Source organism: Arthrobacter sp. CAN_A214 (assembly GCF_015751955.1).
GTDB lineage: Bacteria > Actinomycetota > Actinomycetes > Actinomycetales > Micrococcaceae > Arthrobacter_D.
This window is the reverse complement of the sequence record NZ_JADOUU010000034.1, coordinates 1-18,514: the sequence shown is the minus strand read 5'-3', so window position 1 is coordinate 18,514 and position 18,514 is coordinate 1. Positions and strand designations below refer to the sequence as shown.

At 61.8% G+C, this 18,514-nt stretch carries 18 protein-coding genes and 1 riboswitch; of the genes, 10 read left to right on the top strand and 8 right to left on the bottom strand.

What is annotated here, in order from left to right; genetic code table 11:
* Positions 1-307: 307 nt before the first annotated feature.
* Complete coding sequence (locus IWX65_RS15775; RefSeq protein WP_196884371.1) at positions 308-979, bottom strand: LuxR C-terminal-related transcriptional regulator; 672 nt, start codon at positions 977-979, stop codon at positions 308-310.
* A gap of 245 nt (positions 980-1,224) precedes the next feature.
* On the opposite strand from IWX65_RS15775, the gene IWX65_RS15770 reads away from it, so the two are divergent.
* From IWX65_RS15770 to IWX65_RS15755, 4 genes are all read left to right on the top strand, one after another.
* Positions 1,225-2,859: a hypothetical protein gene (locus tag IWX65_RS15770; protein WP_196884370.1), complete on the top strand. Its 1,635-nt coding sequence runs from the start codon at positions 1,225-1,227 to the stop codon at positions 2,857-2,859.
* Between the two features lie 106 nt (positions 2,860-2,965).
* Positions 2,966-3,769, top strand: coding sequence for a class F sortase (locus tag IWX65_RS15765; protein WP_196884369.1), 804 nt, complete (start codon positions 2,966-2,968; stop codon positions 3,767-3,769).
* Between the two features lie 341 nt (positions 3,770-4,110).
* Entirely contained in the window at positions 4,111-4,359 is a 249-nt protein-coding gene (locus tag IWX65_RS15760) for a hypothetical protein (protein WP_334683925.1), read from the top strand.
* A 100-nt stretch (positions 4,360-4,459) separates the two neighbouring features.
* Positions 4,460-5,215: an ANTAR domain-containing protein gene (locus IWX65_RS15755; RefSeq protein ID WP_196884366.1), complete on the top strand. Its 756-nt coding sequence runs from the start codon at positions 4,460-4,462 to the stop codon at positions 5,213-5,215.
* A gap of 54 nt (positions 5,216-5,269) precedes the next feature.
* Here the strand turns inward: IWX65_RS15755 and IWX65_RS15750 are convergent, their stop codons facing one another.
* Complete coding sequence (locus IWX65_RS15750; RefSeq protein ID WP_196884364.1) at positions 5,270-6,079, bottom strand: GAF domain-containing protein; 810 nt, start codon at positions 6,077-6,079, stop codon at positions 5,270-5,272.
* 346 nt (positions 6,080-6,425) lie between these two features.
* Positions 6,426-6,701: a hypothetical protein gene (locus IWX65_RS15745; RefSeq protein WP_196820269.1), complete on the bottom strand. Its 276-nt coding sequence runs from the start codon at positions 6,699-6,701 to the stop codon at positions 6,426-6,428.
* Between the two features lie 450 nt (positions 6,702-7,151).
* Between IWX65_RS15745 and IWX65_RS15740 the strand changes: the two genes are divergently transcribed.
* Both IWX65_RS15740 and IWX65_RS15735 read left to right on the top strand, forming a co-directional pair.
* Entirely contained in the window at positions 7,152-7,772 is a 621-nt protein-coding gene (locus IWX65_RS15740; protein ID WP_196884362.1) for a hypothetical protein, read from the top strand.
* A gap of 87 nt (positions 7,773-7,859) precedes the next feature.
* Positions 7,860-8,705, top strand: a complete 846-nt coding sequence (locus IWX65_RS15735; protein WP_196884360.1) for a DUF2382 domain-containing protein — start codon at positions 7,860-7,862, stop codon at positions 8,703-8,705.
* Between the two features lie 119 nt (positions 8,706-8,824).
* Here the strand turns inward: IWX65_RS15735 and IWX65_RS15730 are convergent, their stop codons facing one another.
* Both IWX65_RS15730 and IWX65_RS18110 read right to left on the bottom strand, forming a co-directional pair.
* Complete coding sequence (locus tag IWX65_RS15730) at positions 8,825-9,001, bottom strand: CsbD family protein (protein WP_196884358.1); 177 nt, start codon at positions 8,999-9,001, stop codon at positions 8,825-8,827.
* A gap of 277 nt (positions 9,002-9,278) precedes the next feature.
* A complete protein-coding gene (locus IWX65_RS18110; RefSeq protein WP_442859211.1) occupies positions 9,279-9,458 on the bottom strand; it encodes a hypothetical protein in 180 nt (59 codons plus the stop codon).
* Positions 9,459-9,974: 516 nt separating this feature from the next.
* Positions 9,975-10,153: riboswitch (cyclic di-AMP (ydaO/yuaA leader) on the top strand.
* A 6-nt stretch (positions 10,154-10,159) separates the two neighbouring features.
* Between IWX65_RS18110 and IWX65_RS15720 the strand changes: the two genes are divergently transcribed.
* Positions 10,160-11,032 carry a LysM peptidoglycan-binding domain-containing protein gene (locus IWX65_RS15720; protein WP_196884356.1) on the top strand — a complete coding sequence of 291 codons (873 nt, stop codon included), beginning with the start codon at positions 10,160-10,162 and terminating at the stop codon, positions 11,030-11,032.
* A gap of 766 nt (positions 11,033-11,798) precedes the next feature.
* Here IWX65_RS15720 and IWX65_RS15715 read toward each other — a convergent pair.
* From IWX65_RS15715 to IWX65_RS15705, 3 genes are all read right to left on the bottom strand, one after another.
* Complete coding sequence (locus IWX65_RS15715) at positions 11,799-13,472, bottom strand: ABC transporter substrate-binding protein (RefSeq protein WP_196884354.1); 1,674 nt, start codon at positions 13,470-13,472, stop codon at positions 11,799-11,801.
* Between the two features lie 153 nt (positions 13,473-13,625).
* On the bottom strand, positions 13,626-14,909 hold the full coding sequence (locus IWX65_RS15710; protein ID WP_442859210.1) for an IS110 family transposase: 1,284 nt from the start codon (positions 14,907-14,909) through the stop codon (positions 13,626-13,628).
* A gap of 433 nt (positions 14,910-15,342) precedes the next feature.
* On the bottom strand, positions 15,343-16,194 hold the full coding sequence (locus IWX65_RS15705; protein ID WP_196884350.1) for a LysR family transcriptional regulator: 852 nt from the start codon (positions 16,192-16,194) through the stop codon (positions 15,343-15,345).
* Positions 16,195-16,280: 86 nt separating this feature from the next.
* Here IWX65_RS15705 and IWX65_RS15700 point away from each other — a divergent pair, with 86 nt between their 5' ends.
* The 3 genes from IWX65_RS15700 to IWX65_RS18105 all read left to right on the top strand — a co-directional run bounded on the left by IWX65_RS15700 (position 16,281) and on the right by IWX65_RS18105 (position 18,444).
* Positions 16,281-17,171 (top strand): EamA family transporter, encoded by an 891-nt coding sequence (locus tag IWX65_RS15700; protein ID WP_196884348.1) that lies wholly within the window; start codon positions 16,281-16,283, stop codon positions 17,169-17,171.
* A 194-nt stretch (positions 17,172-17,365) separates the two neighbouring features.
* A complete protein-coding gene (locus IWX65_RS15695; RefSeq protein ID WP_196884346.1) occupies positions 17,366-17,548 on the top strand; it encodes a DUF5956 family protein in 183 nt (60 codons plus the stop codon).
* Positions 17,549-17,952: 404 nt separating this feature from the next.
* Entirely contained in the window at positions 17,953-18,444 is a 492-nt protein-coding gene (locus IWX65_RS18105; protein ID WP_442859209.1) for a PAS domain-containing protein, read from the top strand.
* Positions 18,445-18,514: the final 70 nt, after the last annotated feature.

The window sequence follows — 18,514 nt, the reverse complement described above, 5'->3', positions numbered from 1 at the left end:
TTGATCGGTACTCACTGACCATCGCACGATGGCTCACTACGTCGCCTACGCAACGCTCAACAGCGGAGAACTACACCACTCCACGGGACGTAACCCGGTGCAACTCCCGTTCCCAACGTCTAACGCCCCATCACATCGGTTAGGGGCGGCGGAAGATCTGGCACAAGCCCACTTTTCCAGGAGGCCGGAAAGCGTAGTACAAATGAGGACTAGCCAGGTATCGTGTGCTCAATCGTGCGTGGAATTCCGGTGCTCAGAGAATGACGGTCTGTCGGTTACGCGCGGTCAGGACGACCGTTGCCGATGTTCAGTGTTCTGGCGGAGATGAGGTTATTCCTGCTCGAGCGCTCTGGACGGCTATCTGCACTCTGTTGGTGACGCCAAGATGTCTTTTGATTCTGCTGATTCGGGCCTTCACGGTCGCTTCGCTGAGGTGCAGCGGCCCTGCGATTTCGGTATTGGTGAGCCCCTCTGTGACTCCTCGGATGATTTGCAGGTCCCTGCCGGTGAAGGATTTGAAGCGGGACCGGATCGCTTCATCCGTCTCGGACGGGTACTTTCCCCTGTCCCGGGATGCTGGGGAAGTCGGGTGGATTGATCCTCCTCGGTGGATGATGCGTAGGGCCGCCGCCAGGTCCTCCAGTATCGCTCCGCGGAGAAAATAGCCGTGGGCTCCGGTCCGGTGAGCGGCGTCCATGACTTCTGGAGATGAATCATTGGCCAGAACCACGACTTTCATGTTCGCGTCGACGACGAGAAGGTCCTGGATAGTTTCGGCCATGCCGTTGCCGGCGATCTCCGCATTGAGAATGACGATGTCGGGTTGCTCGTCCCTTACTTGTTGAAGCGCCTGTTGACCTGTCGCGCTTTCACCGGTGACCTGGATAAGACCCGATACATCCAGCAGTTCATGGAGCGCCCTACCGGTCAGGTAGTCATGGCCTGCCAAATGAACGCACACCTTCTCAAATTCCCCCATGGAACCCATTAGAACGAATTACCGGCATCAGCAATAGCTTCTCGGGTAGACACAATACTCCTTGCGGTTAGTCGGACTACTCTGAATCCACTCCGAATGGTCTAAGTATCTAGCCGATCGAAGGGTTCCTAAATTGATCAGTGCACTGTGGAATAACAAAAGGCAGTTGGGGGATATTTCGACAGCTGCCTCCACACCCCCGCGATATCCCGCGAGGGTTTACTCGTCTCAGTCTGGGAGATTTGATGTCCACTCGTACTCGTATGCTCGCTGCCGGTTCGACGGCGGCCCTTGCCGCCGGCGGCCTGTTCTTCACGGCGGCTCCTGCCTCTGCCGCCCCCGATTCAGCCGAATGTCTTTCCGCTCAGGCAGCCTTCCTGGCGGCGCTGGGCAACGCCGGTGCCAATACAGCTGTTATTGCCGAACTTGATCTGGCCCTCGACGCTGTTGTCGAGGCACAGGCGGCCCTGGACGCGCTGGTCGGCGCCGGTTCCGAAGGTCAGCGTGAGGCCCAAGCAGCCCTCAATGGGGCCCTTACCATCTTGGCGGATGCTGAACTGGAGGTCACAAACGCCGAGGCTGCAGTGCAGGCCGCCCTGGATGCGGTCATCGATACGCGAATCGGTGTCGATAACGCTGAAGCAGCCGTGGCAGTCGTGGACGGGCTGCTGGTCACTGCTAACGGTGACGTCACCGCGGCCCAGGCCGCCTTTGGCGCGACGGCGGGCCTGACGGCCGCCGCGCAGGCCGACGTCGATGCTGCGCAGGATGACTTGGACGCCGCCTTGATAGTGCAGGCCGGTCTGCTTGCCGATGCTCGGGGTGTCCTGTCGGCAGCCCTGATAGTGCAGGGAGAGGCTGCTGATGATGTGGTCGCCGCCCAGCTCGCACTGACAGCGGCACTGGCAACCGAGGACCCCGCTGACGACATTACCGCTCAGGCAGCATTCAACGCTTCCGTCGCCGCGCAGTCCGCCGCGACTGAGGATGTGGCGGAAGCACAGGCTGCCGTGAACCTGCTGGCCACGACCGATATCGCTGCGGTAGCCCAGGCCCGCCTTGACCTGGCCACCGCCGTTGCTGCCCAGACCGAGGTCGCGCGGGTGATCGCCGGGCTCCAGGCAGATGTCGAGGCGGCTCTGGTAGCCCAGGCCATCGCCCAGGGGAACGTCACTGCTGCACAGACAACCCTGACCGCGGCTCTTGCAGCGCAAGCCGCAGCCGAAGCCGTGGTCATCGCCGACCTCGAGGCAGTTGTCGAGGCTGCTCTCGATGCCCGGGCCGACGCGCAGCTGGATGTCAATGCCGCATTGGAAGCGCTCGCCGTCGCAGGGAACCTGGATCTGGATGCTGTTGCTGATGCCACAGCCGATCTGGAGGCCGCCCTGGCCGTTGTGGCCGCGCTGCAGATCGACCTGGAAGACACCGCAGTCAACGTTGACGAGCTCCAGGGCCTGTTCGACGCATCGATCAGCGCCTGCGGCGTCGACGGGACCGGCGGAACCGTCATCATCGACGTCGACATTGATATCAACATCGACACCGTCAACATCAACAACGACGGAACTGACGACGCCGGCACCGGGGGCGGTAACAACGGCGCTGGTGGAGGCGGGACGACCCCCGGCACCGGCGGTGCCACCGGGGGCGGTAACAGCGGTGCCGGTAACACCGGTGCCGGCACCGGCGTATCGACCGGCGGCGGTAACGCCGGCAACACCGGCAGGCAGGGTTCCAACCGAGGAATGAATATCCAGTCCGCTGCTGAAACCGAGGGCACGTCCGATCAGGCACTGGGCCTGGCCGGGCTCCTGACCGCCGGCCTCGGCATCACCGCGGCGGCCTTCGGTATCCGCCGGAAAGCACAGCACAACAGCTAACCGCAAAACCCGCTTCCCGAGAAGGGATGCGGAAAAGCAGTACACCTGACAGGGGCGCCGATTCCATAAGGGATTGGCGCCCCTTACCCCGTGAAAGGCCGAGGCTATGGACCACGAAGCGCACCCTCCGTCGCCGGACTCGGGAGTTCCCGTAACTTTCCGCCGACGCGGCTATTTCCTTTTGGCTTCGATAGCCGCGATCCTGGTGCTGTTGATGATTATCCTCGTTCCACAGCTCACCACGCGGTCCGGTGCAGCAGGAAACGATCCGGCGGCAGTTTCAAATTCCGCGCCCTCCGGGACCAGCCTGAAACCATCCGCCACGCCACCGGCATCAGCTGAACCGTCGGAGCCAGCTGAACGCTCGGCGTCGGCCCTTTCTTCCCCTTCAGCCGTGCCGCCGTCGGGACCGGTCATCCCTGCACCCGACGACGCACAACAGCTACCGGACACGGTTGCCGCACCAGCTGCGGCCGCTCCCACCCGTATTACCGTTCCGACCGCCGGCATCGATGTTGCCGTGCTGCCGCTACGCCCGACCGGCGCGGACATCGCGAGCCAGTCCATCGTGCCGCCCTTCACCGACGACGGATACTGGCTGACTTCCTACGGCATCCCCGGTGATGGATCCACCAATACCACCTACATCACGGGTCACAGTTGGGAAGGCCGGGAGGCGCCCTTCGACCGTTTCAGCACCGATACCGAGGCAGGAGACATCATCACCATCACCACCGAGGCGGGGATCATGGACTATGTCGTTGACTCCATCACCACCCACGACAAGGACTCCCTGAAAACCAGCGAGATCTGGAACATCGTGCCCAACAGGCTCATCATCATCAGCTGCTACACCGAAGATCCCTGGGGCAAAAACGTCGTCGTCACCGCATCACCAGCAAATTCCTAGACATCCACTACGCTGCACAATTCCTGCCGAACCTCGCGCATGAAAGCATCCCAAAGCATGCACTTGGCCCTGAAGGTGCGGATGATCAGGCACGGCAGGCTGGTTGAGGTGCGCGTTCGCCCCTAGGGGCAGGGACTCCAAGGAGGTGGACGGTGCTACCTGGTGGGATGGTTTGGGGCATGCCGTAGGCGGTAGTGCCGATGGGTTTGTTGTGTAGGGCAGGAGCAGAGGGTGGCTGGTGGGTAGACTGCATGGGTGCTGTTCTGGTGTGAGCAGCCGCGGGGTTCAGCAGCGGGCCTTCCAATTGCATCGTCACTTGTTTCTCCATGACAGGATTTCCCGTGAACAGCAGACTGACGCCCGCTGAGCCTTTCCCCGATGACCTTGCCCCACTTGAGGTGCGGGAGGTTGAGGTGCTGAACAGCAAGGTGCTCCGTGAATTGGATTATGAGTACGCCAATGATGGCGTCCCTGCTATGGAGACCGAGTTCCGTCACGAGGAGCTTCGGGATGAACTCGACCGCCGCGATGACGGCAACGCGGCCCCGACGGCGGCCTTGCCGGCACCCAACCTAGTGGTCGTTCCCTAATGCCGCGAAGCACGGTTTGTTTCGAGGGTTACCTCCCCTGACCGTTTTCTTGTCCTCCATGCGAGGAGTACGGTTCCCTGTTGAATGAGATGTGAGTGTCATGCCTGACGAAGAAGAGTTGCAGCGCGAAGTCGACCAGGACAGTTTGACCGCTGTCCTACAGGACATGGTGCTGGAAAGCGATGATGTCCAGGAGTTCCTCAATGGTTTGGTGGCGGTGGCGGCGGAGGCATTCTCGGGGGCATACGGTGAGGTGTTCTGCGGGGTGACGCTGCTGCGGCCACGATCGATGATCACGGTGGCCAGTAGCAGTGAAAAGGCCCAGCAAGTAGACGAGGTCCAGTACGGGTTCGATGATGGGCCGTGCCTTCGGGCGGCCCGTACCGGTCACACCATCCACATCCCTGACTTCCTGAGCGAATCACGGTTCCCGAAATACCGCGAGGCCATCGCCGGATATGGGTTGCGCTCTGCCCTGGGGATTCCGATCCGGCTCGACGACGGCGCCAGCGCCGGTCTCGACTTCTACTCCACCCACCCGAACATTTTCGATGATCAGGGCATCGCGGTTGCGGAAGGTGTCGCCCGGGAGGCCTCACGGTCCCTGCGCCTGGCGGTGCGGATCGCCAAACTCGGCGATAACGCCGCGCACCTGAAAGCGGCGATGGAGACCCGCACGACGATTGATCTGGCGGTGGGCGCGATCATGGGCCAGAACCGATGCACCCAGGACGTGGCTGTCTCCATCCTGCGTCGGGCTTCGTCCAACCGAAACGTGAAGTTGCATGATCTCGCAGTGCAAGTCCTTGCCACCGTCGGCCAATCCGGTCCCACCCGAACGCACTTCGAGTACTGAACCGGCCCGCCAGAACAAGACGAGCCGGGTAGGTGAGTTCCCGGTGAATGAGTTTCAGGTGTTGAGTTCGGTCTCGACCTGATGGGCCAGGTTCCGCAGGAAGCGTCCGTCCCTGCCGGTGAAGTCGCGGGGGTTCTGGTCGATGACGCAGAGGGTGCCGATGGTCCATCCTCCAGGGCCGCGGAGCGGGAACCCGGCGTAGAAGCGGATGAAGGGCTTCCCGGTCACCAGAGGATTCTTGGCGAACCGCTCATCCTCGAGGGCGTCCTCAACAATCAGGGGTCCGGCGTTGCGGATCGTCGCATTGCAGAACGAGGTTTCACGCGGCAGGTTCTGCTCGATCGGTCCGATCACCGATTTGAGGAACTGCCGGTGACCATCGATCAGGGCGATGATTGCGGAGCTGACACGAAAATAGTCCTTGGCCTGGCGGGTGTACTGATCGAATCTGTCCTCGGCAACGGTATCCAGCAGGTGGGTACGGGTCAGCGCGTCCAGACGTTCCTGTTCGGCTTCCTCGGGCGTGAACAAGAAGGCTCCTGCCGCACCGAGGGCTCTGCGGGAATCATCCGCTGATCCGTCGACTTCATCAGCCCCGCCCATGCTTGCCTCGTCGTCGTCGTCGTCCGAGGATTGGGGCACACGGATCGGCACGGGAGTCTCTTCGAGAAGTTCATTGGTCGCATCAGCGAGCACGTTACGCTCACCCGCCGGCAGGTCGAACAAGCCGCTGAGATAGGCCTGGACCTCGAACATCGACATCGCCCCACCCAGGGCGTAGTAACGCACCCACACGTCGGACACGCTGAGATGAGCCTCCATCAGCGCGGCCGACATCTGTTTTACCTGTACCTGGTGATCCACCTGTAGCACCTCCGTGCATCACGACCCATGGCCATACCACGAGCAGGAATCCGACAGGTCCGACAGGACCAGCGCCCCACAACGACATTATCAGCAGGCTTACTAAAACTGGGGGCTAAAATCCTGCCCGAACTCCTCGCAAGTGCTCATACCTGCAACCGCCCGAAGGTCTGACCTTGTACCCCACGGAGGGCACAGTGCGGCCATGTCATCTAACTCCTGGGTCAGTACGGCGGCCTCTTGCCACTTTCATCCGGGACCCCGCCGACGATTATCCCGAGTGTCATCACGGGAGGTGGCCGGTCATATCGGCATGAGGGATCCGTCCTCGAGCGACACCCCCGTGTCAGTGGTGTCCGGTGGAGGTGGTGCCGAACATGAGGGTTCGGCGCTGCACGTCGTAGTACACGGTTTCGGAGGTTGAGAGGAGGTCCTGAAGGTTGTCGGCGTCGTCGGCGCTGAGGGTGAGGACTTCCTCCCAGGCTCCCTGATCGAGTACGAGCTGGAGGGTCCATGCACCGGTCTGGCCGGGCTCGCCTGCTACCCAGCTGAACTGGTAGTGGCTGAGCTGACGGACTTTGATGCTGTCATCGGTGACTGGCTGATTCAGGTTGGGTGACATGTGCTTTCACTCCTTCGAAGGCGTGCCTCATGTGGCGCCTTCATCGCCGGGATGGGACGGAAAACCATCTGCGCTGGGCAGTGGCGATCCGACCACTCTTGGAGTGACCAACGTAGTCCCGGCACCGGAACGAAGTAAACGACGCAGGGAAGCTGCTGGAAAAACTTGACGGATGATCCGGCAAATGTAGACGCCGAGCCGCAACTGCAAAACGAGTTCCAATCCACTACCGACCCTGGTTGGGCATCGGTAGGGTGCACTGGATGCGCCCTGCGCGTGCCGCCTGCAGAGAAAGTTGTTGCGGCCAACTCCTCCTCCCGTCAGAATAGTAAGTAAGCTGACTATTTCGGTTTGCGGGTTGTGCCGCTTTTCAGTGCGCACGGCCGGTTCCCGGGTCAACTATGGACCAGTAACGGCCCCCACCGGGCCACCACCATGAGGAGATTGAATATGACATCGGATTCCACTTCGGGGGCAAGCACCCCGAAGGGCCGTCGGAATGACGTGGTTGCGGCCCAAAAGGAACGCTTCGGCGGTATCAAGTTCGGGTCGGCGTTCTTCGGTTGGCTTACCGCGATCGGTATGACGGTCATTCTGAGCGCCCTGGCTACCGCGATCGGAGTGGGCGTCGGAGCCGCCAACAACACCGACGCGGGAGAAGCGGCCAATCAGGCCACCCAGAACGCCCAGACCGTCGGCATTGTCAGCGGCATCGTGCTTGCTGTCATCCTGTTCCTTGCCTACTACTGTGGTGGCTACGTAGCCGGCCGCATGGCCCGCTTCGACGGAGCCAAGCAGGGCCTCGCGGTATGGCTGTGGGGCATTATCGTCGCAATCGTCATCGCTATCCTCGCCGCAGTTGCGGGGGATCAGTTCAATGTTCTTTCCCGCATCGGTGGCGCACCCAGCATCCCCGTCGACGGTAGCCTGCTCACCACCAGCGGCCTGATCGCCCTGGCCATCGCCGTCCTGGTTCCCCTTATTGGGGCGATCCTGGGCGGAAAAGCCGGCATGCATTTCCACCGCAAAGTGGATCAGGCCGGCATCGACCACCAGGCCGGCCTTCACTAACACTCAGGCTTCCCGCCACGGGGCGTAGGCCACCCGTGGATTCCTCGAGGAACTTCATATCACCACCCATTCTGCAAGGAGAAGTTTATGATTACGCAGGAAAACATCGACACCATCCTCTCCAGCGGCGGCAATGTTGTCGACGCGCAAGGAACCAAGATCGGGGCTGTCGGCCAGATCTACCTGGACGACCAAACCGGGGAGCCGAACTGGGTCACCGCCAAGACCGGGCTCTTTGGCACCTCCGAGTCCTTCGTCCCGCTGGAGGGCGCGAGCGTCACCGGCGCTGACGTCGCAGTCCGCTACACCAAGGATCAGGTCAAGGACGCACCCCGGGTCGAAGCCGACGGTTCCCTCAGCCCGGAGGAAGAGGAGCGCCTGTACCGGCACTACGGTCTGGGTAGCGGATTCCAGGACACCGTAGGCACGAATACGACGGGCACGAACACGTCCGGTTATGAGCCGGGATTCCAGTCCGGTGATGAGCGGCTCGATCGCTCACGGCAGGGCGGGACAGTGGGGCATGACACGTCCGGTCCGACCACTGATGATGCGATGACACGATCCGAGGAACAGCTCCGGGTGGGCACCGAACGCCGCGAAGCAGGCCGGGCACGGCTACGCAAGTACGTGGTGACCGAGAACGTCACCACGACCGTCCCGGTTCGGCGTGAAGAGGTCCGTATCGAGCGTGAACCCATCACTGACGCCAACCGGGGAGATGCCCTGGATGGACCGGCGATCAGCGAAGAGGAGCACGAAGTCGTCCTCCACGAGGAGCAGGTCGTGGTGGACAAGGAAGCCGTTCCCGTGGAGCGCGTGCGCCTGAACAAGGAAACAGTCCAATCACAGGAAACCGTCTCCGGTGAGGTCCGCAAGGAAAAGATCGAAATGCTCGACGCGGACACACCTGGCGCCACCGACCGGCGCTAATTCGGCGTACCGTACACGAAACCAGTCCGGTTCCCCTGAACCGACGACACGACAAGAGGTAGTGCACCCCATCGGGTGCACTACCTCTCGTCATGTGCCACCGGAGGTGGCGTGTTCGATCAGTTTTTCTTGAAGGCGTCTTTGAGCTTTTCGCCGGCCTGTTTCAGGTCGCCCTTGGCTTGATCGCCCTGACCTTCGGCCTTGAGATTCTCATCCCCGGTCGCGTTGCCTGCGGCTTCCTTGCCCTGACCGCCAAGCTTCTGTGCGGCATTAGCGATTTTATCGTCCAGTCCCATGATGCTCTCCCAACGGTTGACTTCAGTAGTCATGCAATCGGTATGACACCGATGCCTCCACTCTAAGCACGCCCGCCAGGGTCCTGGCATTGAAAAAACCGGGTATTCGATCGCACCATGATGGTGGGAATCGAGTAGCGTGATTTTCCGATTAGACGGGAGCGCCTCTAGGCAACAGCGGCGATGTCGGGAACAGACCTGAATTGTATCTGCGGAAGTTCCTCGAATGCTGGCTTTGCGAACCAATATCCTTGGAACAGGCGGATGCCACTTGTCTTCAGGAACAGGAACTCCGCCTCGGTTTCGACGCCTTCTGCGAGCACCGTAAGCCGAGTTCCCCGGCGATGCCCACGATGCCAGTGACGACGGCCCGGCGAGCCGGGCTGCTGTCAACTCCTCGGACGAGTTTCATATCGATCTTGATCAGATCTGGCTGGAACTCGACCAGGAGCCCCAATCCCGCATGACCCGCACCGAAGTCATCGATGGCGGGGCGACCGCATCATAAATTGGTTGGAAAGCCATGCTGAAATCGAACTCGAGCTTTGAAGATGTCGTGCAGCCGTTGCATGCCACGCGGAGTGCTTCCTCACTGGTTTCGTCCACCATAAAACACACTGCAAGACGGCCCCAACTGCCACCGGTCGGCGCAGGATGCGGTACGTGCCTGGTGAATGATCGTTCACGGTACCGACGGAGTTGATACTGAGTCCTCACCACAGCGGAAACCCCTGCAAGGGACAGCTGCTGTGCAATTCCGCCGATCGATCAGGTTTCCCGGATCGCGCAGGGTCCGCTACAAGGCCATCCCTCGTCGCGTGCGTAGGACACCATGCCAACCCTTGCAGTCGGCTGATGCTTCGTAACCATAATGTGACAATCGGAGATAGCGCGGTTAGCGTGGAAGGTGTGCCGCAGCCCGAGATCAGGGGCGGCATCCTTGGATAGATTGCCTAGCTCTGCCACTATCGCAAGGTTCCGTTTGCAACGTTCATCTGGCAGAGGCGGGGGAACCATCACCGGGCTCCCCCATAGGGCCCTAGGGGTCAAGCCGCAGAGTACCCAGATCGAAGAAATCATCTGGATACCCTCCGGCCGGGTGTCTCCCATCCGCATCCGACAGCTCACCCCGCAGGCATTGGGAGAGGTTATCAACACATGTCCAAAATTTTCCATGCAGCCCGCCACCGCGCCAACCCGGCCCCCGCCCACGGGCTGAAGTCCGTTTCGAAGGCCGTTTCTTCCCACGCCGGGGCAGTGGGCCGTCCCGCTGCCGCCCTCGCGGCAGCGTCGGCACTGATGCTCGGGGTCGGCGTCCCCGCCCAAGCATCTGCCATAGCCAACGAGCCGGCTGCCGCTGCGAGCACTGCTGCGCCGGCCCCTGTCGCCAGCGCTGCACCCGAGGCAGTGACCAGCACCACCAGCCACACGGTACAGCCCGGTGACACGCTGAATGCAATTGCGGCCAAGTATGGAGCGGCCCTGGAGACCGTGCTTTCGCTGAACGGTCTGAGCGTCAATTCGATCATCTACCCCGGGGACAGCATCACCGTGTCAGGGTTCGGCAATGCCGTAGCCCCGGCGTCGCCAACGGCCTCCGCTCCTGTAGCCCCGGCGTCGCCAACGGCCCCCGCCGTGCCGACTGCTGCCGCGTCCACCATGACTCTGGCCAGCTCGGAAGTGACCGAGATCCCGGCGACGTCCACCAACTCAGCTATCCTGGCCTCCGCGAACGCCCAGCTGGGAGCAGGCCAGGACTGCACTGTTCTGGGTGAGCAGGCACTGAAAGCCGCAGGTATCGGCAGCGTCGGGGATGAGTCCCCGGCGGGTCTGATGGAATTCGCGACCCCGGTCTCGGTTCCTCAGCCGGGTGACTTCATCTATTACCAGGACGGAGGCGCCGGTGTTCCGCACAACGCCGTCTACATCGGAGGCGGCAAGGCAATCCACAGCGGCTTCAACGGCGGTCAGACCGTCGTGAACAGCGCCGACATCGGTTCAGGACCTTCCTACTACCGAGTCAATGCTTAAAGCCCGAACCCACGACTGAACAACACGATCCCAAAAGTGCCCGGCCGGTCAATCCCGGCCGGGCACCTCTTTCGTGCGGCTTCACCAGTACGCGCTTTCACCTGGCTGCCTCCAAAACCCCGGGAATAACGAGAACACTCCCTGCCATGGCAGTTCTCCAGGTGTCTGAAAACACACCGGGTACGGCATACATCTTCCAGTAGCGCCTGTCGGGGTAACACTCATTCCGCCCGCGTCCATTGGCGAGACCAAGAAGCGCTTCCTCCCCCCAAGTGGACGGCTTTGGGCTGGATAGTAGAGGCTCTACCCGCCCACAGGTGGAAGAACCATCGCAGATGGTAGCTCTGCCGGTTCTGCTTGTGCCACCGCAAGATGACTGTTCATCTGCGCCGCGTAAGCCGATGGCCGGCTGCAACGGCACCTCCTGCAAGGTGATGCGGGTCCTGTATGGCTTGACGGGTTCCTCGGCAACGTTGTTTGGTGGCGTCTCAATGGTGCGTCAGTGCGTACCTCATCAGACGTTGAGATCCACGATCGGTGGTGACAGAGCGAGCAACGGGACTGCTGAGTGTTCGGTTAACACTTCTACCTGCCTCCGCGGGACACCGATAACGGCGCATATGTTCGCGTTTCACTACTTCAGGAAGGCGGGAGCCGAAATGTCGGGCTCCCGCCTTCCTGAAGATCACCAGCATGGGCGCAAGGACGAGCGTGATGATGGACTTCTACAGGCTCGCTTTTGGGTAGTTGAATGGTTGGGGTTGGTTTATTCCGTTTCGACGAAGGCCGCGTTGCTGAGGTGGACCACGCCGTCGGCGAAGGTCTCTATACCGGCAACGTTGGTGGTGTGAGCGGTGAGGTTACGCAGGCGGTAGAGGTAGATGATGGGGTTGTCTTCCTGCACCTGGGCGACGGCCTGACCGTAGAGCTCGGAGCGTTCGGCGATGTCATTCGCCTCTGCAGCCTGAACAAGCAGCTCATCGACCTCGGGGTTGCTGTAACCCATGTAGTTATTGCTGGTACTCGTCGACAGGCGGTTGAACATGTTGCCGTGCGGGTCGACGCGGCCGGACCAACCGAGCTGGATGGTTTCGAAGTCCCCGCGGTCCTGGACATCGAGCAGGGTCGAGTATTCGACGGGCAGGATTTCCATCTCAAAGCCGCCCTCCGTGACGGACGCCTGCAACGCCTGGGCGAACCGGATGGTGTCGGGGTTATTACTGACCTGCATCGTGAACTTGTACGGGGTCTCGACGCCGGCTTCCTCCAGCAGGGCCTTGGCCGCCTCGGGATCGTACTCGGGACAGGCCTCGCTGGCATCGGAGCTGAAGGGGCTGGCCGGGGAGATCGGTGAACAGGCCGGTTCGTACCAGCCGCCGAAGACCGACTGCACAAGGGAGTCGCGGTCGATCGACATGGCCAGTGCCTGACGCACTGTCTTATCAGTTGCGAGGGGAGTATCGATGACCCCCGGGGGGGCACCAACACCGTCGGTGTTGCCGACGTTGATAGTCAATCCTTGAAAGCCGAGGGAACCGGCCTGCAGGACATTGATGCCCTCTTCATCCATAAGCCCGTCCACGTCCTGCGTGGAGATGGTATCGGCCACCTGGACGTCACCCGAGCGAAGGTTCGCTGCGCGGATGTTGGAATCGGTGATGATGCGGTAGGTGATGCTGTCCAGGTGCACGTTCTCGGCGTCGTAGTACAACGGGTCACGCTCCACCGTGATGGAGGTCTGGGGGATCCGCTCTGCGAACTTGAACGGGCCCACGCAGACGGGGCTGTCGCCGAACGCTTCACCGTTCGCGGCGAGAGCGGCCGGCGAGAGGATCATGCCGGCGCGGTCGGCGAGTGCGGCGGTCAGCGGTGCGAACGGCTCCGCGTAGGTCACCTCTACCGTGGTGGCATCCACGGCGGTGATGCTTTCAATGGGGCCGAGTTCGCTCTTGCGCGACGATCCCTCAAGGGTCAGGCCACGCTCGATGGTCTGGGCTACTGCCTCGGCGTTGAAGGGGGTTCCGTCGGCGAAGACCGCATCGTCACGGACCGGAATGCTGACGGTCAGGCCGTCCTTGGACACCGCCGGAAGGTCGGTAGCGAGCTCCGGCACGATCTCGCCGTTCTCGTCGATGTCGTACAGCTTCTGGCAGATAGTCTGCATGACATAGCGCGTGTACAGCGACGACGACGTCGTCGGATCGAGCCGATCGGGTTCCGCCGAGAGGGCCATGACGAGATCACCGCCCTCCACGATGGTCCGGTCCCCGATGGGAGCGGTCATGACATCCTCGCCCTGGGGAGCTTCGGCGGTGGTCTGTGGAGCCTGGCATGCGGTGGTGCCGACAACCAGGCCGAGGGCGAGGACCGGCACAAGGGCACTGCGGCGAATCAGGCGCGGAGTAGAAGGAGGGGACAAACGCGGAAGTAGCTCGGACATGGTGTTCCTCTGGGTCGGAATGTCTGTGCTTTACATACAATCAGGGGAGCCTACTCCATTTTGTATACCATTTGTTACGTTTCGATGAATATGTCCTAGAGTCACTAGCGAAACTGGGCGGGAGACCGGGGGGGGGTGCCTCTATGGTTTTCGTCAAGCTGCTGATGGCAGGTTCCGTGGTTCGGGGTCCTGGTAGAGGGTTCCGTCGCGGAGCATGGCGAAGAGTACGTCAGAGCGTCGGCGTGCGAGGGCGATGAGGGCTTGGTTGTGGCGTTTTCCTTCGGCACGTTTGCGGTCATAGTAGGCGCGCGAGGGCGGGTGGTGCAGGGCAGCGAAGGCGGAGAGGAACAGGGCGCGTTTGAGTTTCTTGTTCCCGCGCCGGCTTGTGTGTTCACCCCTGATCGACGTTCCAGAGTGCCGCGTGACAGGGGCGATGCCTGCATAGGACGCCAGGTGCGCGGCGCTGGTGAAGTGTTTGCCTGTCACTTCGGTGAGGATGCGTGCGCAGGTCCTGACGCCGACGCCGGGCATCGAGGTCAGGACCCGGTGAAGAGGGTGGGCCTCCACCAGGGCTTCGACCTGGGCGGCGATAGCGTCGCGTTGGTGCCGCAGGGACAGGAGCTGTTCGGCTAGTTTCGGCACCACGATCCCCGCGGCATTGGTGCCGGTGACCACGACGGTTTGTTCCTCGAGCGCTGTGAAGATGGCCTCGGTGAGGCGTTCGGCGGCCCGTGGTGCGTGCTTCTTCAGCCGGGCCCGGACATGACCGCGCCCAGCTGTCTTCAACGCCGCTGGTGTTGGATACCGGGTCAGGAGATCAGCGACGGCCGGGTGATCCAGGTGCGGCCCAAGTGCCCGTTCCAGGGCCGGGTGGATTTGGGTGAGCAGGCCGCGGATCCGGTTGGACGTGGCGGTGATCTGGGCGGCGAGGTCGTCGTCGAAGCCGCAGAACACACCGAGCTCGGCCAGCGTCTCATCGTCCGGGGCGATAGAGCGCAGCGTGTGCGGCATGGTCCGTGCGGCCTCGGCGATGATCATCGCGTCTCGGGCATCGGTTTTGGCCTGGCCCGGGTGCAGATCCGCGATTCGGCGCATCGCCAGGCCCGGCAGGTAACCGACCTCTGCCCCGGTGGCGCGAGCCACCGCGACGGGCAGGGCGCCGATGGTGGCTGGCTGATCCACTACGAGCAGGGTCTTCCCGTGCTCGGAAAGCTTGGCGAGGATCTCCCGTAATCGTGCCTCGTCATTTGGCAGAGCCTTATCGAAAAGCTTTTTCCCTGACCGGTTCAGGGCGACGGCGTGGTGATCGGATTTCCCGACGTCCAGCCCGATGAATACCTCGATGTCGTGTTGATCCACGATCAACAGCCATAGCCAGCTCCTTCGTCCAACCGTCACGGTCTGTGCTGGCTGGTCCGTGGCGGTAGACGTCGGCATCCACGTTACGAAAGACCCCTTGTCGTGCCTCTATCAGCGATCAGCTACCGCCAAGCCGGCCCCAGTGACAACACCCCCCCCGGATCATGGACAACTGGGGGGAAGAACCATGCCGGGACCGACCGGCCAGCACACCCACATCCTGCAACAAGACTGGGCTACGAAAAAGGTAACGGGGGGCCTCAGCGCGCGCAGTAGACGGGATGTGAGCGCTGGTAGTCGATTGTCGTCGAAATGATGTCGGGAGTGGTCGGACTACCATTGTTTGTGAACGACTGTCCATAAGGCACAGCCGTTGCCGCCTATCTGATCCGGCGCAGTGTTTCACGAGGCGTGTCTGCGAACTATGTGAATGAAGCGGCGTTCGCGCTGCTTGCCCAAGACCCACCGCGTCCCATTTGCCGATACTTCACCGCACGAATTTTCGGCGGGGTCAGCGGTAGAGGCCCGCGAGGAGGGTGAGGATGTCCTGCAGCATCGCGGGTGGGTCAGTTTTCACCCAGGCAGCGTAGACGGGTACGGGTGTTGCGTCGCGGACGGCCCGGTAGGTGAGGCCTTGGCGGCGGTATTGGTGTGCGGTTGATTCTGCGGTTACTCCGCGGGCTTTGCCACTGCTGATGACGGTGAGCCAGTCATCGACGTCGTTGGTAGGGATGCTGTGACGTGGTTGTTCACCGTCGGCCCAGAGGTCTAGTTGGGTGCTTCCGGTGCGGTGATCGATCGCCAGCGGGGCCGCCGCTACCTGGGCGAGTGTCACTGTGCGTTTGGTGGCCAGCGGGTCATCGACGGACATCGCGCAGTAGCGTTTCTCGACACCGATCAGGACCAGTTCGAGGCTTCTCGTCTCCGGGACGCGGCGCAGGATCACCAGGTCACTGGTGCCCTCGAATAGTCCTGCGGTAGGGGTGTTCGTGCGGGTCAGGCGCAGTTCATGGTGAGGGAGGGCTGCAGCCCATCGGCGCTGGAACTCAGGGGTGTGCTTGCCGAGCGCGGACCACGCATACCCGATTCGGAGCGTACACACCCCAGCTAGTGCTTCCTGGCGCAGATCAGAGACGACGGCCAAGGCGCGACGGGCATGTCGGAGCACCTTTTCACCGGCCGGGGTGAGGGACACACTGCGGGTCGTCCGGCGCAGGAGCCGCACCCCGAGGATGGACTCCAGTGCGGCGACATTGCGTGAGACAGCGGTCTGGGAGACGCCGAGCTCGATTCCCGCGTCGGTAAAAGTGCCAGCATCGACGACGCCGGCAAGGGATCGTAGGTGACGCAGTTCAACATCCACGCCTGCAGTCTACTCATGCGCAGGACGCATCAGTGCAGCGGTTCATGCATTATGAGCAGGTAATAGCCAGCACGCAGACTCCAAGCATGACGAAGGTGAAGCAGGCAGGTAGTGCCCGCAGCGCGGGTATCGCGACCGCTCTGGGTGGCGCACTCTCGAACCAGCTCGGGGCGGCCAGCGGGTCACTGGCGTTCCCCGTCATCGGGCCGGTCGGCGTCGTCGCTGTCCGCCAGCTCGTCGCCGCCATGATCCTGTTACCGGTCGTCAGGCCCCGAATACGGAGCCTGACCCGGGCACAATGGTGGCCGGTCCTGCTTTTGGCTTTGGTCTTCGGGACCATGAACCTCACCCTGTACCTGGCCATCGAACGCATCGGGCTTGGTTTGGCTGTGACCCTGGAGTTCTGCGGGCCCCTCGCGGTCGCCCTCCTGAGTTCCCGGACCAGGAACAGTGCCATCTGCGCCCTCATCGCAGGAGCCGGCGTCATCGCGATCACCCGCCCCCAGCCCACCACCGACTACCTCGGCGTCGGGCTCGGCCTCATCGCCGCCTGCAGTTGGGCTGCGTACATCCTGCTCAACAGGACCATCGGCGCCCGCATCCCCGGAGTGCAGGGCATCGCCACGGCAACAGGAGTCTCCGCCGCACTCTCCCTCCCCATCGGTGCTTGGATACTCATCACCACCCACCCGGACGCGTTCACCCTGCTCTGCGCTGTGGGGGCCGGGGTCCTGGCCTCGACGGTCCCATTCGTCGCAGACCTCATCGCGCTACGCAGGATCCCCGCGAACCTGTTCGGGATCCTCATGAGCCTCAACCCCGTCCTGGCAGCCCTCATAGGAGCGATCCTGCTCCACGAAGAACTCGGCACCATCGAATGGGCCGGTATAGCCCTTATCGTCACCGCAAACACAACCGCCCTGCTCCTACCCAGCGGCACACCACAAGCAACAACCGCCGGAGCAGGCAAAACATAATCGTGGAAGCCGTAGCGGTAATCGCACTCTTCTCGCAGTCCTTTGGCGCTTATCGCCAGTCCCATAGGGGTATCCCTCACTGCTCCACAATTTTCGGGACGAACCGCCACCGAAAATCCCATATAGAACCTGATGCCACTGATTCGCGTATACCCGTCCGGTAAACTGTCCCGCTTAGGTAGCAGACTGAACGAGTGATCGAACAGGCGTGGAATCAGGTGCGCGACGGTGCACAGTTCGAGGGGTGGACTGCGGCAACCGCCAACGGGTGGGGGGCGCTTATCGCCTGGGTGGCAGCACCAGCCAACACCTGTCGTGCGCCGGCAGCCGTGCGTGGCCGGCACACCGAGGTGCTCGTCATGACTGACGGCCAATAATTGCTTAAGCCCCTTGTCGAGTTCGACATCCATGGTCTCCGCCGTCTTGGCTGCCAAATGAGGGCAGGACGTCCCTGGCTACACGCGCAAGTGCTTCTGCCAATGTCTGTGGGTCCTTGCTGATGACCACCTCAGACACCGGCCGTCTGATTCCACCCTGCTCGGGCAGCAGCGGTAGCAGTCGCCCCACCGTGTACCGCTACCTCGGCATCGGCACGGACGGTACACCGCTCTGACGAGGGACGGATTCAATAGTATGACCAGGACAAATTGTCCTGATGCAGGATCTGGGTTACAGATTCTGCGTGGTTTCAACGCCACCGGCAGGGGCCAGAGTTTCGCGGGAATTTGTAATGTCGGAGCATGGTGGAGTTTCGTCTTGATATATCCGACATAATCGTTTAATGATCCGATTCCTCAATTTCTTTTCGCTTGTCGGCCGGGCTTCTGTCCGTACCAGATATAGCTTGGTGATCATGGCTAGCCGACTCTTTCGTTCTGAAGCGGCAAGGAATAACTTCCAGCGCGTGCTCGACGCAGCAGGGGATGGCATGTACGGCGTCAATGAAACTGGCCGGATCACCTTCGTCAACCGCGCATTGTGTGAGCTGCTCGGCGTAGACCGATCCGAGCAGCTAGTAGGCCAGGACCACCACCACGCGTTGGGGCACTGCCTTCCAATAGGGGAAGTGAGCACCGGGAATCTGGGAAGTGCTGAGCCTGACAAATGCGCATTGTGTGCTTCCATCGGTGACGCTGAACCGGCTGATGGTTATATGTCTCTCCGGGGTAGTGACCAAGAGCCGCTGCCAATCGAGTTCATCTCCCGTCCCATCACAACCCAGCTGAAACACGAGGGCGCGTTGATAACCGGCTCTTCAGAATTGAGAGTGTAGTTTCGGTCTGAATCCGCCGGATTCCAGCAGTGACCGGGCGATGTAGTTGGTGAGGTTCCGGAAGCCGAGA

What these genes read in the sequence shown, in the direction of transcription:
- IWX65_RS15775 (WP_196884371.1), bottom strand. Translation starts at nt 979, where the DNA reads ATGGGGGAATTTGAGAAGGTGTGCGTTCATTTGGCAGGCCATGACTAC.
- IWX65_RS15770 (WP_196884370.1), top strand. Translation starts at nt 1,225, where the DNA reads ATGTCCACTCGTACTCGTATGCTCGCTGCCGGTTCGACGGCGGCCCTT.
- IWX65_RS15765 (WP_196884369.1), top strand. Translation starts at nt 2,966, where the DNA reads ATGGACCACGAAGCGCACCCTCCGTCGCCGGACTCGGGAGTTCCCGTA.
- IWX65_RS15755 (WP_196884366.1), top strand. Translation starts at nt 4,460, where the DNA reads ATGCCTGACGAAGAAGAGTTGCAGCGCGAAGTCGACCAGGACAGTTTG.
- IWX65_RS15745 (WP_196820269.1), bottom strand. Translation starts at nt 6,701, where the DNA reads ATGTCACCCAACCTGAATCAGCCAGTCACCGATGACAGCATCAAAGTC.
- IWX65_RS15740 (WP_196884362.1), top strand. Translation starts at nt 7,152, where the DNA reads ATGACATCGGATTCCACTTCGGGGGCAAGCACCCCGAAGGGCCGTCGG.
- IWX65_RS15735 (WP_196884360.1), top strand. Translation starts at nt 7,860, where the DNA reads ATGATTACGCAGGAAAACATCGACACCATCCTCTCCAGCGGCGGCAAT.
- IWX65_RS15730 (WP_196884358.1), bottom strand. Translation starts at nt 9,001, where the DNA reads ATGGGACTGGACGATAAAATCGCTAATGCCGCACAGAAGCTTGGCGGT.
- IWX65_RS15720 (WP_196884356.1), top strand. Translation starts at nt 10,160, where the DNA reads ATGTCCAAAATTTTCCATGCAGCCCGCCACCGCGCCAACCCGGCCCCC.
- IWX65_RS15715 (WP_196884354.1), bottom strand. Translation starts at nt 13,472, where the DNA reads ATGTCCGAGCTACTTCCGCGTTTGTCCCCTCCTTCTACTCCGCGCCTG.
- IWX65_RS15710 (WP_442859210.1), bottom strand. Translation starts at nt 14,909, where the DNA reads ATGCCGACGTCTACCGCCACGGACCAGCCAGCACAGACCGTGACGGTT.
- IWX65_RS15700 (WP_196884348.1), top strand. Translation starts at nt 16,281, where the DNA reads ATGACGAAGGTGAAGCAGGCAGGTAGTGCCCGCAGCGCGGGTATCGCG.
- IWX65_RS18105 (WP_442859209.1), top strand. Translation starts at nt 17,953, where the DNA reads ATGATCCGATTCCTCAATTTCTTTTCGCTTGTCGGCCGGGCTTCTGTC.